Source organism: Bradyrhizobium sp. 199, from assembly GCF_023073355.1.
Taxonomy (GTDB): Bacteria; Pseudomonadota; Alphaproteobacteria; order Rhizobiales; family Xanthobacteraceae; genus Bradyrhizobium.
In genome coordinates, this window is the sequence record NZ_JADPJI010000005.1 from 1,928,264 (window position 1) to 1,941,618 (window position 13,355).

The window sequence follows — 13,355 nt, forward strand, 5'->3', positions numbered from 1 at the left end:
CAAGGAACGCTTCGCACCCCTATCCTCGAACGTGCTAAGCACCCACGCCAGCGCAACGACTCGAAACATCCATGGCCAAGAGCACCCTCTCCTTTGTCTGCCAGAACTGCGGCGCCGCCTATAACCGCTGGCAAGGCAAGTGCGAGTCCTGCGGCGAGTGGAATACGCTTGCCGAGGAGGACACCAGCGGCAGCGTGCCGGTGTCGATCCGTTCCAAGCGCAAGGGGCGGACGTTCGCGCTAGAGAGCCTGTCCGGAAAAACCCAGGACGCCCCGCGCCTGTCCTCGGGAATGAGCGAGCTCGACCGCGTCACCGGCGGCGGCTTCGTCCGCGGCTCGGTGCTGCTGCTCGGCGGCGATCCGGGCATCGGCAAATCGACGCTGCTGACGCAGGCGACCAGCCTGCTGGCGCGCGCCGGCCACCGCGTGGTCTACATCTCCGGCGAAGAGGCAGTCGCGCAGGTGCGCCTGCGCGCCGAACGACTCGGCCTGTCGGACGCGCCGGTGCAGCTCGCCGCCGAAACCTCTGTCGAGGACATCGTCTCGACGCTGTCGGAGGGCGCGGTGCCGCGACTGATCGTGATCGATTCGATCCAGACCATGTGGACCGACACGGTGGAATCGGCGCCCGGCACGGTAACGCAGGTGCGCGCCTCGGCGCAGGCGCTGATCCGTTTCGCCAAGAAGACCGGCGCGGCCATCATCCTGGTCGGCCACGTCACCAAGGATGGCCAGATCGCCGGTCCCCGCGTGGTCGAGCACATGGTCGACGCGGTGATGTCGTTCGAGGGCGAGGGCTCGCAGCAATTCCGCATCCTGCGCGCCGTGAAGAACCGTTTCGGCCCGACCGACGAGATCGGCGTGTTCGAGATGACCGGCCTCGGCCTGCGCGAGGTCACCAACCCCTCGGAGCTGTTCCTGTCCGAGCGCGATCTCGGCACGCCCGGCACCGCAGTCTTCGCGGGTATCGAGGGCACGCGGCCCGTTCTGGTCGAATTGCAGGCGCTGGTGGCGCCGACCTCGCTCGGCACGCCGCGGCGCGCGGTGGTCGGCTGGGATCCGAGCCGGCTGTCGATGGTGCTGGCGGTGCTGGAGGCCCATTGCGGGGTCAAGCTGTCTGGCCACGACGTCTATCTGAACGTCGCCGGCGGCCTGCGCATCCACGAGCCGGCAGCGGACCTTGCCGCTGCGGCGGCGCTGGTGTCGTCCCTGGTTAATGCGCAATTGCCGACCGATGCGGTCTATTTCGGCGAGATCTCGCTGTCCGGCGTGGTGCGTCCGGTGGCACAGACCCCGGCCCGGCTCAAGGAAGCGGCAAAACTCGGCTTTCAGCGCGCCGTGCTGCCCGAATCGGCCCGCGGTGAGGCCGGCGGCGATGCCGGATTGACGCTGAATGCGGTCAACAGCCTGACGACATTGGTGGCCGAGATCGCTGCCCGCGGCTCCCGCAGGGGCGAATCGAACGCGCCGGCAGAGAAAAATGCCACACCGGCAAGATTCCGCCGCGGCGAGGGCTAGCCGGAGGTGACGCCGGAGGCCCCCGCCGCTATACAGCCGTCACAAAAGCAGCATGGGATTGCGTGGTTGCGGCCTTGCCGGGAACGCCGTCTGCCTCTCTTTTAAGGCAGCGGCCAAGCACCGATTCGGCTAGAGCACCTTTGAAGTACGAGCGGACCAGACCAGCCGATGCCAGTTACCATCCTCGACCTGATCCTGCTCGGTGTGATGCTGATTTCGGGCCTGCTTGCCTTGGTCCGCGGCTTCATGCGCGAAATCCTGTCGATCGCAGCGTGGGGCGCCGCGGCGATCGTGACGCTGTACTCGTTCTCGAAGCTGCTGCCGACCGCAAAGACCTACTTCAACAACGACACCGTCGCGACCGTGGTCGTGATCGCCGGCGTGTTCGTCGGCACTCTTGTCGTGGTCTCCGTGATCACGGTCCGGATCTCCGACATGATCCTGGATTCGCGCATCGGCGCGCTGGATCGCACCCTGGGTTTCCTGTTTGGCCTCGCTCGCGGCCTTTTGATCGTGGTTGTCGCCTACCAGTTCTTCATCTGGCTGGTTCCCGACAAGCAGCAGCCGGATTGGGTCCGCGGCGCAAAGTCCCGAACCGTGCTCGATTCGACCGGTGATTGGCTGAAGTCGCTCTTGCCGGATGACCCCGAGAACACCATCTTGAAGAGATTCAAGAAAAACAAACCAGATGATGATCAAGCTGATTCCGAACAGCAGCCTTCGGGCAGTGGCGACGGATACAGTAAACCTGCTCGTGACAGTTTGAAGAAACTGATCGAGAAACCTGCGGCGCGTTGATTGCCCCTAAAGAGAGGCGTGGACGAGATGCGACACCCTGACCAGGACGCCCAACTTGATCTCGATCCAAACGCCGGTCCGGGCCCGGCCGCGCTAGAGGTTCAGGACGATCTGGAGGGGGATACGCTGCGCGAGGAATGCGGTGTCTTCGGCATCTATGGTCACCCCGATGCCGCCGCCATTACCGCGCTCGGCCTGCACGCCCTTCAGCACCGCGGCCAGGAAGCCGCCGGCATCGTCTCCTACGACGGCAGCCGTTTCCACTCGGAACGCCGGCTCGGCCTCGTCGGCGACACCTTCTCCCGCCGCGAGGTGATCGACCGCCTGCCCGGCAACATGGCCGTCGGCCATGTCCGCTATTCCACCACCGGCGCCACCATCCTGCGCAACGTGCAGCCGCTGTTCGCCGAGCTCAATGCCGGCGGCCTCGCGGTCGCCCACAACGGCAACCTCACCAACGGCCTGACGCTGCGCCGCGAGCTCGTGAGGCACGGCGCGATGATGCAGTCGACCACCGACACCGAAGTGATCCTGCACCTGGTGGCGCGCTCCCGGCGCGGCCGCTTCATCGAACGCTATGTCGACGCGCTGCGCGAGATCGAAGGCGCGTATGCGCTGGTGTCGCTGACCAACAAGAAGCTGGTCGGCGCGCGCGATCCGCGCGGCATCCGTCCGCTGGTGCTCGGCGACCTCGACGGCTGCCCGATCCTGACCTCCGAGACCTGCGCGCTCGACATCATCGGCGCGCGCTTCGTCCGTGACATCGAGCCCGGCGAAGTCATCGTGTTCGACGAGAACGGCCAAGACATCCACAAGCCATTCCCTCCGATGGCGCCGCGCCCCTGCATCTTCGAATACATCTACTTCTCCCGTCCGGATTCCATCGTCCACGGCCGCTCGGTGTATGAAGTGCGCAAGGCCTTCGGCGCGCAGCTCGCGCGCGAAAGCCACGTGGCGATCGACGTCGTGGTGCCGGTGCCGGATTCCGGCGTCCCCGCCGCGGTCGGCTACAGCCAGCATTCCGGCGTGCCGTTCGAGCTCGGCATCATCCGCAATCACTATGTCGGCCGCACCTTCATCCAGCCGACGCAGGCGATCCGCGAATCCGGCGTGCGCATGAAGCACTCGGCCAATCGCGCCGCGATCGAAGGCAAGCGCATCATTCTGATCGACGACTCCCTGGTGCGCGGCACTACCTCGAAGAAGATCGTGCGCATGATGCGCGATGCGGGCGCGAAGGAAGTGCATTTCCGCCTCGCCTCGCCGCCGATCCTCTATCCCGATTATTACGGCATCGACCTGCCCGACCGCGGTGGCCTTCTGGCCGCGACGCATTCGCTGGAGGAGATGCGGGAGATCATCGGCGCCGACTCGCTCGCCTTCCTGTCGATCGACGGCATGTACCGCGCCATGGGCGAGCCCGGTCGCGACCCCGCCAATCCGAAATTCTCGGATCATTGCTTTACCGGGGCGTATCCGACCCACCTCACCGACCAGACCCAGACCGAGCAGCAGCCGCGGCAGCTGTCGCTGCTGGCTGAAGCGAGCTGACCAAGCATGGCGATGCCCCAGCCGGTAATTGCGATTATCGGCGGTTTATTGCTCATAGGGTTCATCTTCTTTGCCTTTCGACAAGGCATGAAGGTCTCTCCCGATGACCGCGAGGATCGCGGACCTTCGGTGGGAACAGGCAACGACTACTAACTCTAGCTTGTTTTCGTACGGTCGGGCTTGTCCCGGCCATCCACGCCTGTAAAACCCCGCCATGACAAAACCCCTCGCCGACCGCATCGCTCTCGTCACCGGCGCCTCGCGCGGTATCGGCTATGCCACCGCGCATGCGCTGGCCAGGGCCGGCGCGCATATCGTGGCGGTGGCACGCACGCAGGGCGGGCTGGAAGAGCTCGACGATGCGATCCGCACAGTCGGCGGCAGCGCCACCTTGGTGCCGCTCAACCTCACCGATTCCGACGGTATCGCACGTCTCGGCGCCGGCCTGCACGAGCGCTACGGCAAGCTCGACATCCTCGTCGGCAATGCCGGCGTGCTCGGCCCCTCTTCGCCGGTCGGCCATATCGAGCTCAAGACCTTCAACGACGTGATGGCCGTCAACGTCTCCGCGAACTTCCAGCTGATCCGCTGCATGGAGCCGCTGCTGAAGCAGTCCGATGCGGGGCGCGCCGTATTCATCACCTCGGGCGCCGCCAACAAGGCCACCGCCTATGTCAGCCCCTACGCGGCCTCCAAGGCGGCGCTGGAGACGCTGGCGCGCGCGTGGGCGCAGGAGACCGCGAACACGAAGCTGCGCGTCAATCTGTTCAACCCGGGCCCGGTCCGCACCCGCATGCGCGCCACGCTGATGCCCGGCGAGGATCCGGCGACGCTCGATCTGCCCGAACAGATCGCCGAGTTCATCGTGCCGATGTGCGTGCCCGACTGGACCGAGACCGGCAAGTTCTACGACTACAAGACCCGCCGCCTCATGAGCTTCCGCGCGCCGGCCTGATTGACTTGACGGCCTCCCCGCGATTGACTGCCCGCGCTTAGACGGCGGCAAGCCGCAAAGCCAAAAAAAGGGAGGTCGCCATGGCTCCATGGCATGATCGCGCAGGCTCCACGCGTGCGCTCGCAAATGTCTTTCACGCCGTCTCCATCGTGATCGCAGCCATCGCGCTTGTGCTTCCTGGCACCGCGACTGCGGGTGACGTGCCAACTTTCGCGGTCGATGCGGCCTGGCCAAAGCCGCTGCCGAACAACTGGATTCTCGGCCAGGTCGGCGGCATCACCGTCGATGGGCAGGGCCATATCTGGGTGATCCATCGCCCGCGCTCGCTCACCGATGACGAGAAAGGCGCAAGCCTCACCCCGCCCCGCTCGAAATGCTGCGTGTCGGCGCCGCCGGTGCTCGAATTCGACAGCGACGGCAATCTGCTGCGGTCCTGGGGCGGTCCGGGCCAGGGCTACGAATGGGTCGGCCGCGAGCACGGCATCGAGGTCGACGAACGCGGCTTCGTCTGGGTCGGCGGCAACGCCGACAACGACAACACGATCCTGAAGTTCACGCTCGACGGCAAGTTCGTCGGCCAGATCGGCAAGATCGCGCCGAGCCTCGGCAGCAACGACACGACGCAGCTCGGCAAGCCCGCCGAAACCGCGATCGACAAGGAGGCGAACGAAATCTACGTCGCCGACGGCTATGGCAACCGCCGCGTCATCGTGTTCGATGCGACTACGCTGGCCTACAAGCGGCACTGGGGCGCCTATGGCAACAAGCCCAACGACGACAAGCAAGGTCCGTATGACCCCAAGGCGCAGGTCGCACAGCAATTCGGCAATCCCGTTCACTGCGTGAAGCTCGCCAATGACGGGCTGGTCTACGTGTGCGACCGCATCAACAACCGCATCCAGGTCTTCAAAAAGGACGGCAGCTTCGTGAAGGAGTTCTTCTTCGAGAAGAACACGCTCGGCAACGGCGCGGTGTGGGATATCGCGATCTGGCCCGATCCGAAGCAGACCTATCTGCTCAGCGCCGACGGCGAGAACAACGAGATCAGGGTCATCAAGCGCGAGGACGGCAGCGTGGTCGGCAGCTTTGGGCACAGCGGCCGCAACGCCGGTCAGTTCCACTGGGTGCACGCCATTGCGATCGACGCCAAGGGTAACGTCTATACCGCCGAGGTCGACACCGGAAAGCGCATCCAGAAATTCAAGCTGACATCGGACGCGCTCAAATAGCGTCTTGACGCATTTTGCCCAAAGGTTAACCGAGCGATCACGCTTCGATGCAGCGTCATCCGGCTTTAGGCGCATTGCCGCCGGCCATGGGACAGGCTAGAGCCATCAGCCGGAACAAGGCTCCGCAAGAGAGCCGTCCGCATATTTGACAATGGAGGAACCTTTGATGACGACGACGTTCGCACGCCGCTCCGCGGCCCTTCTGGCCTGTGCCGCTTTCGGTTTTGCCACATCCGCCTTTGCCCAGGACAAGACCGTCAAGATCGGCGTGCTCAACGACATGTCGAGCCTCTATGCCGACATCGGCGGCCCGAACTCCGTGGTCGCGATCAAGATGGCGGTTGAGGATTCCGGGCTGCTCAAGAAGGGCTGGAAGATCGACGTGCTCAGCGGCGATCACCAGAACAAGCCCGACATCGGCGTCAACATCGCCCGGCAGTGGATCGACAACGACAAGGTCGACGCGATCGCCGACACGCCGAGTTCCGGCGTCGCGCTGGCGGTCAGCAACCTCGTCAAGGAAAAGAATGCGGTGCTGCTCAATTCGGGCGCGGCCACCGCGGACCTCACCGGCAAGGCCTGCACGCCGAACACGGTCTCCTATACCTACGATACCTACATGCTCGCCAACGGCACCGGCAAAGCGCTGACCAAGGCGGGCGGCGACAGCTGGTTCTTCCTCACCGCCGACTATGCGTTCGGTCATGCTCTGGAACGCGATACCGGCGCCGTCGTGACCGCCAATGGCGGCAAGCTGCTCGGCGGCGTCAAGCACCCGCTCAACACGGCGGACTTCTCGTCCTTCCTGCTCCAGGCGCAATCGTCGAAGGCCAAGATCGTCGGCCTTGCCAATGCCGGCGGCGACACAACCAACGCCATCAAGCAGGCCGCCGAGTTCGGCATCGTCCAGGGCGGCCAGAAGCTCGCCGCGCTGCTGCTCTTCATCAATGACGTGCACTCCCTGGGCCTGAAGACCGCGCAGGGCTTGACCTTCACCGAGTCGTTCTACTGGGACCTGAACGACAAGACCCGCGAATGGTCGAAGCGCTTCTCGGCGCAGGCCAGCAAGAACGCGATGCCGTCAATGACGCAGGCCGGCAATTACGCGATGGTGCTGCACTATCTCAAGGCGATGGAAGCACTCGGCAGCAATCCGCATGACGGCGCCAAGGTGGTGGCCAAGATGAAGGAGCTGCCGACCGACGATCCGCTGTTCGGGAACGGGCCGCTGCGCGAGGACGGACGCCGTCTCATCCCGGCTTACCTGTTCGAGGTGAAGAAGCCCGAGGAGTCGAAGGGACCGTGGGACTATTACAAGCAGATCGCCACGATCTCTGCGGAAGACGCCGCCAAGCCGCTCAAGGACAGTGAGTGTCCGCTGGTGAAGAAGTGACCGCATAGCGGTCGCATTCAGCTCCAACAACGTCATGCCCGGGCTTGTCCCGGGCATACACGTTTGGGGCTCTGGAAAACGCTGCCGTAGGGTGCGCAAAGCGACTTGTCGCCGTAGCTGGAAGAGCGAAGGCGGAAGCGTGCCCACGGCCATTTTATAGTCGCGCAGAGATGGTGGCACGGCGCTTGCGCGCCTTTGCCCGCCCTACCCGACTACGGGAGCGGTTTGATCCCACCCAGCGACCGCACCGCGATCGCCACGCAGACCACCATCAGCGCCGCCGCGAGCAGGAACGGCGCGCCCGGCAGATGCAGCGGCGCGCTGGCGCCGATGAAATATGAAAAGGTCAACGTGAACAGGAACGGGCCGACGAGCTGCGACACGCTCTGCACGCTCGCGGTCGCGCCCTGCAGCTGGCCCTGCTGATCGGGCGCAACCAGCCGCGTCATCAGCGCTTGCGAGGCGGCACCCGAAATGCCCCACAGCGCCAAGACGGGAATACCGAGCCAGGACAGCGGTCCTGTCGGGGCAGCGCCCAGGATCACGAATCCGAGCGCGCCACAACACAGCCCCAGCAACAATGCGTTTCTCTCGCCGAGCGCGCGCACGATCGGGCCGATGGCGAGCCCCTGCACCACCATGGCGCAGATGCCGACCATCGCCAGCGTCAGTCCCACGGTCTTGGAATCCCAGCCGTAGCGATAGGTCGCATAGAGCACGAAGGTCGAGGGCAGCACGACATGCGCGACCTGCGCGATGAAGTTGACGACCGACAAGGCGGAGAGCACCGCATTGGATCGCAACAGACGCAGCGCTCCCAGCGGACTGGCACTTCGCCAGCGGAACGGCGCGCGCTTGTCGGGTGCGAGCGATTCCGGCAGGACGAAGAGGCCGTAGAGCGCATTGGCGAAGCTGAGGGCTGCCGACGCCCAGAATGGCAGGCGCGGATCGATGTCGCCGAGCAGCCCGCCGAGCGCCGGCCCCAAGATGAAGCCGGCACCAAAGGCAGCGCCAATCCTGCCGAAGACCGCCGCGCGCCGCTCCGGCGGCGTGATATCCGAGATGTAGGCGAACGCGGTCGAGATGCTCGCCGAGGTGATGCCCGAGACCACGCGGCCGACGAACAGCCAGAGCAGCGACGGGGCCAGCGCCATCAGCACGTAGTCGGCGGCAAGGCCGAAATTCGACAGCAGCACCACCGGCCGCCGCCCGAAACGATCCGACAGCGCGCCGAGCAGCGGCGAGAACACGAACTGCATCAGCGCCCAGGCGGTGCCGAACAAGCCGAAGATGCGGGCTGCGTGCGCGGTGTCGTTGTCGACGAAGCTCTCGATCAGCTTCGGCAGGATCGGCATGATGACGCCGAGCGCGAGCATGTCGAGCAGGATGGTGACGAAGATGAAGGCGACCGCACCACGCCGGACCGGCGGCGCGCCTTGCGCTGTCGCCTCGGCGGCCCCGGTGCTCACGACGGCCGCTTGCGCTTATGAGCGAAGGGATTGGCCTTCTCGCGCAAGGTGATGCGCACCGGCGTGCCTGGCAGATCGAAAGACTCGCGCATCGAATTGGTGAGGTAGCGCAAGTAGGATTGCGGTACCGCGTCGGCGCGCGAGCAGAACAGCACGAAGCTCGGCGGGCGCGCCTTGTTCTGCGTGATGTAGTTCAGCTTCAGCCTGCGTCCGGACACAGCCGGTGGCGGATTGGCCTGGACCGCGTGCTCGAACCAGCGATTGAGCGCCGAGGTCGACACGCGCCTGTTCCAGACCGCATAGGCGTCCTGGATCGCCTGCATCAGGCGGTCGATGCCCTCGCCCATCAGGCCGGAGACGGCGACGATCGGTACGCCCTTGACCTGCGGCAGCAAGTGATCGGCATCGCGGCGCAGACCCGAGATCGCGCCGCCGCCCTTGGTTTCCATCAGATCCCATTTGTTGACGGCGAGCACGAGCGCCCGGCCCTCGCGCTCGATCAGATCCGCAATACGGAGATCCTGCTCCTCAAAACGGTTCTGCGTGTCCATCATCAGCACGACGACTTCGGCAAAGCGCACAGCGCGTAGCGCATCGGCGACCGAGAGCTTCTCCAGCTTCTCCTCGATGCGCGAACGCCGGCGCAGGCCGGCGGTGTCGAACACGCGAAAATCGCGGCCCTTCCAGTTGATCTCGACCGCGATGGAATCGCGCGTGGTGCCGGCCTCCGGGCTGGTCAGCAGACGCTCCTCGCCGAGCAGATGGTTGATCAGCGTCGATTTGCCGGCATTGGGCCGGCCGACGATGGCGACCCGGATCGGGCGCGTCGCCGCCTCCTCCTCCGTGAGCGGCGCGTCGTCGTCCTCGGTTTCGTCTTCGTGGACGGGCTCCGGCATCAGCTTGGCAAGCTCATCATAGAGCTCGCCCATGCCCTCGCCGTGCTCGGCCGAGACCTGAATGGGATCACCGAGGCCTAGCGCAAAAGCTTCCATCGCGCCGGCATCGCCGTGCTTGCCCTCGCTCTTGTTGGCGACCAGCAGCACCGGTTTATTAGCCTTGCGGGCGAAATCGGCGAAGGCGCGATCGGAGGGCGTGAGGCCGACGCGGGCATCGATGACGAAGAACAGCGCGTCCGCCTGCGCGATCGCGGTCTCGGTCTGCTCCTGCATGCGCGCGGTCAGCGATCCCTTGGCGCCCTCGTCGAGGCCGGCGGTGTCGATGATGGTGAATTCGAGATCACCCAGCCTGGCCTCGCCCTCGCGGCGGTCGCGGGTAACGCCCGGCAGGTCATCGACGAGCGCGAGCTTCTGTCCGACCAGGCGGTTGAACAGCGTCGATTTGCCGACATTGGGCCGGCCGATGATGGCGATCGTGAAGGACATCGGTCATTCGTGCGCTGCCGGGGCGGCGCCTGTCAATGTAATGGAAAAATTAGCGCGAGAAGGTGCCGCTCGGCAGCGGCGCGGGGAAACCACCCTGCGACTGCTGCTGGGTGGTTTGGGTCGGTTGCGCCTGCTGGACCGGCTGATCCGGCGGCGGCGCGGTGGTGCGCTTGCGGACGATCTTGTGCTTGGGCGGCGCAGCGGCCGTGGCCGGCGCCGCCTCCGGCTGCGCCTCGCCGTCAACTTCGCCTGCTGGCGCCTCAGCGGGCGCGACGGCTGCGGCAGCCGGCTGCCTGGTGCGCTTCGCCTTGGCGCCCTTCGACGGCCTGGCCGGCTCGGGCAGCGGCTCCGCAGGCAAAGCCGCAACCGCAGGCGCGTTCGGGTCGGGCTGTTGCTGCGCGCCCTTGTACAGGTCCTTCGGGACGCCCTGCTCGAGGCCAGGCACCCCCTCCGGGAAAACCGGCTTGCGGTCGCCCGGCAGCTTCTTCTTGGTGTCGAGGAAGTCGAGCATGTCGCTTGGATCGAAGCTGGAGCAGCCGCCCAGGGCGCCCGTGAAGGCGATCAGGACGGCGGCTGCGATCAAGCGTGGCGTGCGGCGCATCTTATGTCTCGTTACGTCAGAGGTCCGTCGTCAGCTCGTCTTGCTCAGCTCTTGGCGACGGGCGGCAGCAGGGCCTGGAGGGCCTCGGCGCGCGAGCGCAGGCCGGGCGGCGTTTCGCCGTCTTCACCAATCGCGTCGAGCCATTTGCGGGCCGCCGTCATGTCGTTGTTTCGCCAGGCCGACAGCGCCAGCATCTCGCGGGCACTGTGGCGGAAGGTCGACTTGGGCGCGGCGGAGGCTTCCAGCCGCTGCTGCATGTCGGCATAGCCAACGCTGTCGAGCAGCAGGCCGGCGGCGCGGATCTTCGCCAGATCCTGCCACTCACCGCCGATCCCGCGGTCGGCAGCCAGCTCGTCATACATATTCGCGGCGGCCTTGGGATCGCGGCTAGCGGCCTCGGCGGCGGCGCGCAGCCGCGCCAGGGTGCGATAGCCCGACGGCGCCTTCGCGGCGAGCTCGGTGAAGGCGGCCTCCGCCTCCGCATGCTTGTCCTGATCGGACAGCTCGGCGGCCTTCTCGAAAGCGGCGCCGGCCTCGGCAGCCTTCTTGGCCTCCAGATATTGGTAGCCGCGCCAGCCGCCGACGGCGGCCACGACCAGCACCATCAGGGCGATGAAGACAATCGAATATTTATCCCACAGCTTCTTGAGCTGTTCGCGACGTACTTCCTCGTCGACTTCGTCAAATAATTCAGCCACTTATGCTAATCCCATGCCCATCCGGGTGCGCGCGCCGAAGCGCCCGCGTCAGGAATCCCGTCCCCCACGTGGCGGCGAGGTACCCTAACGATATGGCGCTGGCAAGGCAAAGCGAGCCCGATCAAGGCGTTAACCACCCGGGAGAGCCCGGTGCGGCCTGCCCGGCTCAAGCCCCCAGGAGCTCGCGAAGCTGCCGTTTCAGCACCTTGCCGTTGGCATTGCGCGGCAGCGGATCCGCCGTGACCACCATCGTCTCGGGAACCTTGTAGTCGGACAGGCGCTCCGCACACCAGGTCCGCAGCGCCTCGACCGCGACCGGCTCCCGCGTCACCACCACGGCGTGGACGCGCTCGCCGAGCACCGGACAGGCCTTGGCGATGATCGCGCTCTCGACCACGGCGGGATGGCCGGCCAGCACGGATTCGACCTCGGCCGAATAGATCTTCAGGCCGCCGCGATTGATCATGTCCTTCTGCCGGTCGAACACGCGGACGAACCCTTCCGCATCGACCGAACCGAGATCGCCCGAATGCCAGAAGCCGGCGGTAAAGCTTTCGGCGGTCGCCTTCGGGTTGTTCCAATAGCCCTTGATGACTGAGGCGCTCTGGATCCAGAGCTCGCCGATCTCGCCGCGCGGCAACTCGCGCCCATCCGAATCCATCGCCGCGATGCGGGCGCCAGGGCACGGCAGGCCGACGCTGTCGATATGGCTCTCGGTCAGCTCGCCTGGCATGATCGTCGACGGTGAGGTCGTCTCGGTCGCGCCGTAGCAGTTCATCAGCTTCAGGCCGGGAATCTTCGCCTTGAGCTTCTCGATGGTCGCAACCGGCATCGGCGCGCCGCCAAAACCGCCGATGCGCCAGCTCGACAGATCGTAGCTGTCGAAATCGGGCTGCAGCAGGCAGAGATTGTACATCGCCGGCACCATCACCGTGTAGGTGACGCGCTCGCGGGCGGCGAGCTTGAGGTAATTGGCCGCCTTGAATTCCGGCATGATGATCAGCGCGCCAGTGCTGCGGATCATCGTCGTGATGTTGGCGACGACGCCGGTGACATGGCCGAGCGGCACGGCAGCGATCGAGCGATCCGCTTCGGTCAATTGCAGGCAGGACACGAACACCATCGAGGAATGGACGATGTTGCAATGGGCCAGCATCGCCCCCTTCGGCTTGCCCGTGGTGCCGGAGGTGTAGAGGATCATCGCGGTGTCCTCTTCGCTGACCTCGACCGGCGCCAAGGCTGGCGGGCTGGCGGCGAGCGCGGTGAAGCGCGAGCGAGCCGGATCGTCGTCGAGGGCGATGCGGTGGATCAGATCGGGCACGTCCTGCGCACCCGGCAGCCGTTCGGCGAGCGCCGCCTCGTGGATCAGGATCTTGGCGCCGCAATCGGTGAGCACATAGGCGATTTCGGGCTTCTGCTGGCGCGTGCTGAGCAGCACGGTGACCAGCCCCTCATGCGCGGCGGCGAAAAGCAGCAGCGGGAATTCGATGCGGTTGCCGAGCAGGATCGCGACGCGGTCGCCGCGCTGCAATCCCAGTTTGCGAAAACCCGCCGCGATCCGCCTCGCCTGCTCCACCGCCTGCCGCCAGCTCAGCCGGACATTGCCTGCGATCAGCGCCTCGCCATCGGCGTTACGGGCGCAGGCGTCCGTAATCATCGCCCAGAGGCTCGCCGGCCGGTCGCAAAAGGCCTGTAACACCCGATCGCCAAAGCGCGCCTCGAGTCGCATCGGCGGGATATGAGATTGCGACCAGTCCATCGG

12 protein-coding genes are annotated in these 13,355 nt (G+C 65.7%); 7 read left to right on the forward strand and 5 right to left on the reverse strand.

Annotated features, from left to right (window positions below):
• Positions 1 to 71: 71 nt before the first annotated feature.
• The 7 genes from radA to IVB28_RS17895 all read left to right on the forward strand — a co-directional run bounded on the left by radA (position 72) and on the right by IVB28_RS17895 (position 7,443).
• The gene (radA, locus tag IVB28_RS17865) at positions 72 to 1,517 is read left to right on the forward strand and encodes a DNA repair protein RadA (RefSeq protein ID WP_247527852.1); all 1,446 of its coding nucleotides are present in this window, start codon (positions 72 to 74) and stop codon (positions 1,515 to 1,517) included.
• A gap of 168 nt (positions 1,518 to 1,685) precedes the next feature.
• On the forward strand, positions 1,686 to 2,315 hold the full coding sequence (locus tag IVB28_RS17870) for a CvpA family protein (RefSeq protein WP_246926558.1): 630 nt from the start codon (positions 1,686 to 1,688) through the stop codon (positions 2,313 to 2,315).
• Between the two features lie 27 nt (positions 2,316 to 2,342).
• A complete protein-coding gene (gene purF / locus IVB28_RS17875; RefSeq protein WP_247527853.1) occupies positions 2,343 to 3,866 on the forward strand; it encodes an amidophosphoribosyltransferase in 1,524 nt (507 codons plus the stop codon).
• A gap of 6 nt (positions 3,867 to 3,872) precedes the next feature.
• Complete coding sequence (locus tag IVB28_RS17880) at positions 3,873 to 4,019, forward strand: hypothetical protein (protein ID WP_247527854.1); 147 nt, start codon at positions 3,873 to 3,875, stop codon at positions 4,017 to 4,019.
• 61 nt (positions 4,020 to 4,080) lie between these two features.
• Entirely contained in the window at positions 4,081 to 4,821 is a 741-nt protein-coding gene (locus tag IVB28_RS17885; protein ID WP_247527855.1) for an SDR family NAD(P)-dependent oxidoreductase, read from the forward strand.
• An 80-nt stretch (positions 4,822 to 4,901) separates the two neighbouring features.
• Entirely contained in the window at positions 4,902 to 6,050 is a 1,149-nt protein-coding gene (locus IVB28_RS17890; protein WP_247527856.1) for a hypothetical protein, read from the forward strand.
• 166 nt (positions 6,051 to 6,216) lie between these two features.
• A complete protein-coding gene (locus tag IVB28_RS17895; protein ID WP_247527857.1) occupies positions 6,217 to 7,443 on the forward strand; it encodes an ABC transporter substrate-binding protein in 1,227 nt (408 codons plus the stop codon).
• A 212-nt stretch (positions 7,444 to 7,655) separates the two neighbouring features.
• Here IVB28_RS17895 and IVB28_RS17900 read toward each other — a convergent pair whose 3' ends face one another.
• The 5 genes from IVB28_RS17900 to IVB28_RS17920 all read right to left on the reverse strand — a co-directional run bounded on the left by IVB28_RS17900 (position 7,656) and on the right by IVB28_RS17920 (position 13,352).
• Positions 7,656 to 8,912, reverse strand: a complete 1,257-nt coding sequence (locus tag IVB28_RS17900; RefSeq protein ID WP_247527858.1) for a TCR/Tet family MFS transporter — start codon at positions 8,910 to 8,912, stop codon at positions 7,656 to 7,658.
• On the reverse strand, positions 8,909 to 10,294 hold the full coding sequence (gene der, locus IVB28_RS17905) for a ribosome biogenesis GTPase Der (protein WP_247527859.1): 1,386 nt from the start codon (positions 10,292 to 10,294) through the stop codon (positions 8,909 to 8,911). Before der ends, IVB28_RS17900 begins: the two co-directional genes overlap by 4 nt.
• A 49-nt stretch (positions 10,295 to 10,343) precedes the next feature.
• Complete coding sequence (locus IVB28_RS17910; protein ID WP_247527861.1) at positions 10,344 to 10,895, reverse strand: hypothetical protein; 552 nt, start codon at positions 10,893 to 10,895, stop codon at positions 10,344 to 10,346.
• Positions 10,896 to 10,939: 44 nt separating this feature from the next.
• The gene (locus IVB28_RS17915) at positions 10,940 to 11,593 is read right to left on the reverse strand and encodes a tetratricopeptide repeat protein (protein ID WP_247527862.1); all 654 of its coding nucleotides are present in this window, start codon (positions 11,591 to 11,593) and stop codon (positions 10,940 to 10,942) included.
• Positions 11,594 to 11,759: 166 nt separating this feature from the next.
• On the reverse strand, positions 11,760 to 13,352 hold the full coding sequence (locus tag IVB28_RS17920; protein WP_247527863.1) for a class I adenylate-forming enzyme family protein: 1,593 nt from the start codon (positions 13,350 to 13,352) through the stop codon (positions 11,760 to 11,762).
• Positions 13,353 to 13,355: the final 3 nt, after the last annotated feature.

Coding starts and splice junctions, on each gene's coding strand:
- IVB28_RS17885 (WP_247527855.1), top strand. CDS start 4,081: ATGACAAAACCCCTCGCCGACCGCATCGCTCTCGTCACCGGCGCCTCG.
- IVB28_RS17890 (WP_247527856.1), top strand. CDS start 4,902: ATGGCTCCATGGCATGATCGCGCAGGCTCCACGCGTGCGCTCGCAAAT.
- IVB28_RS17880 (WP_247527854.1), top strand. CDS start 3,873: ATGGCGATGCCCCAGCCGGTAATTGCGATTATCGGCGGTTTATTGCTC.
- IVB28_RS17895 (WP_247527857.1), top strand. CDS start 6,217: ATGACGACGACGTTCGCACGCCGCTCCGCGGCCCTTCTGGCCTGTGCC.
- radA (WP_247527852.1), top strand. CDS start 72: ATGGCCAAGAGCACCCTCTCCTTTGTCTGCCAGAACTGCGGCGCCGCC.
- purF (WP_247527853.1), top strand. CDS start 2,343: ATGCGACACCCTGACCAGGACGCCCAACTTGATCTCGATCCAAACGCC.
- IVB28_RS17920 (WP_247527863.1), bottom strand. CDS start 13,352: ATGGACTGGTCGCAATCTCATATCCCGCCGATGCGACTCGAGGCGCGC.
- IVB28_RS17910 (WP_247527861.1), bottom strand. CDS start 10,895: ATGCGCCGCACGCCACGCTTGATCGCAGCCGCCGTCCTGATCGCCTTC.
- der (WP_247527859.1), bottom strand. CDS start 10,294: ATGTCCTTCACGATCGCCATCATCGGCCGGCCCAATGTCGGCAAATCG.
- IVB28_RS17870 (WP_246926558.1), top strand. CDS start 1,686: ATGCCAGTTACCATCCTCGACCTGATCCTGCTCGGTGTGATGCTGATT.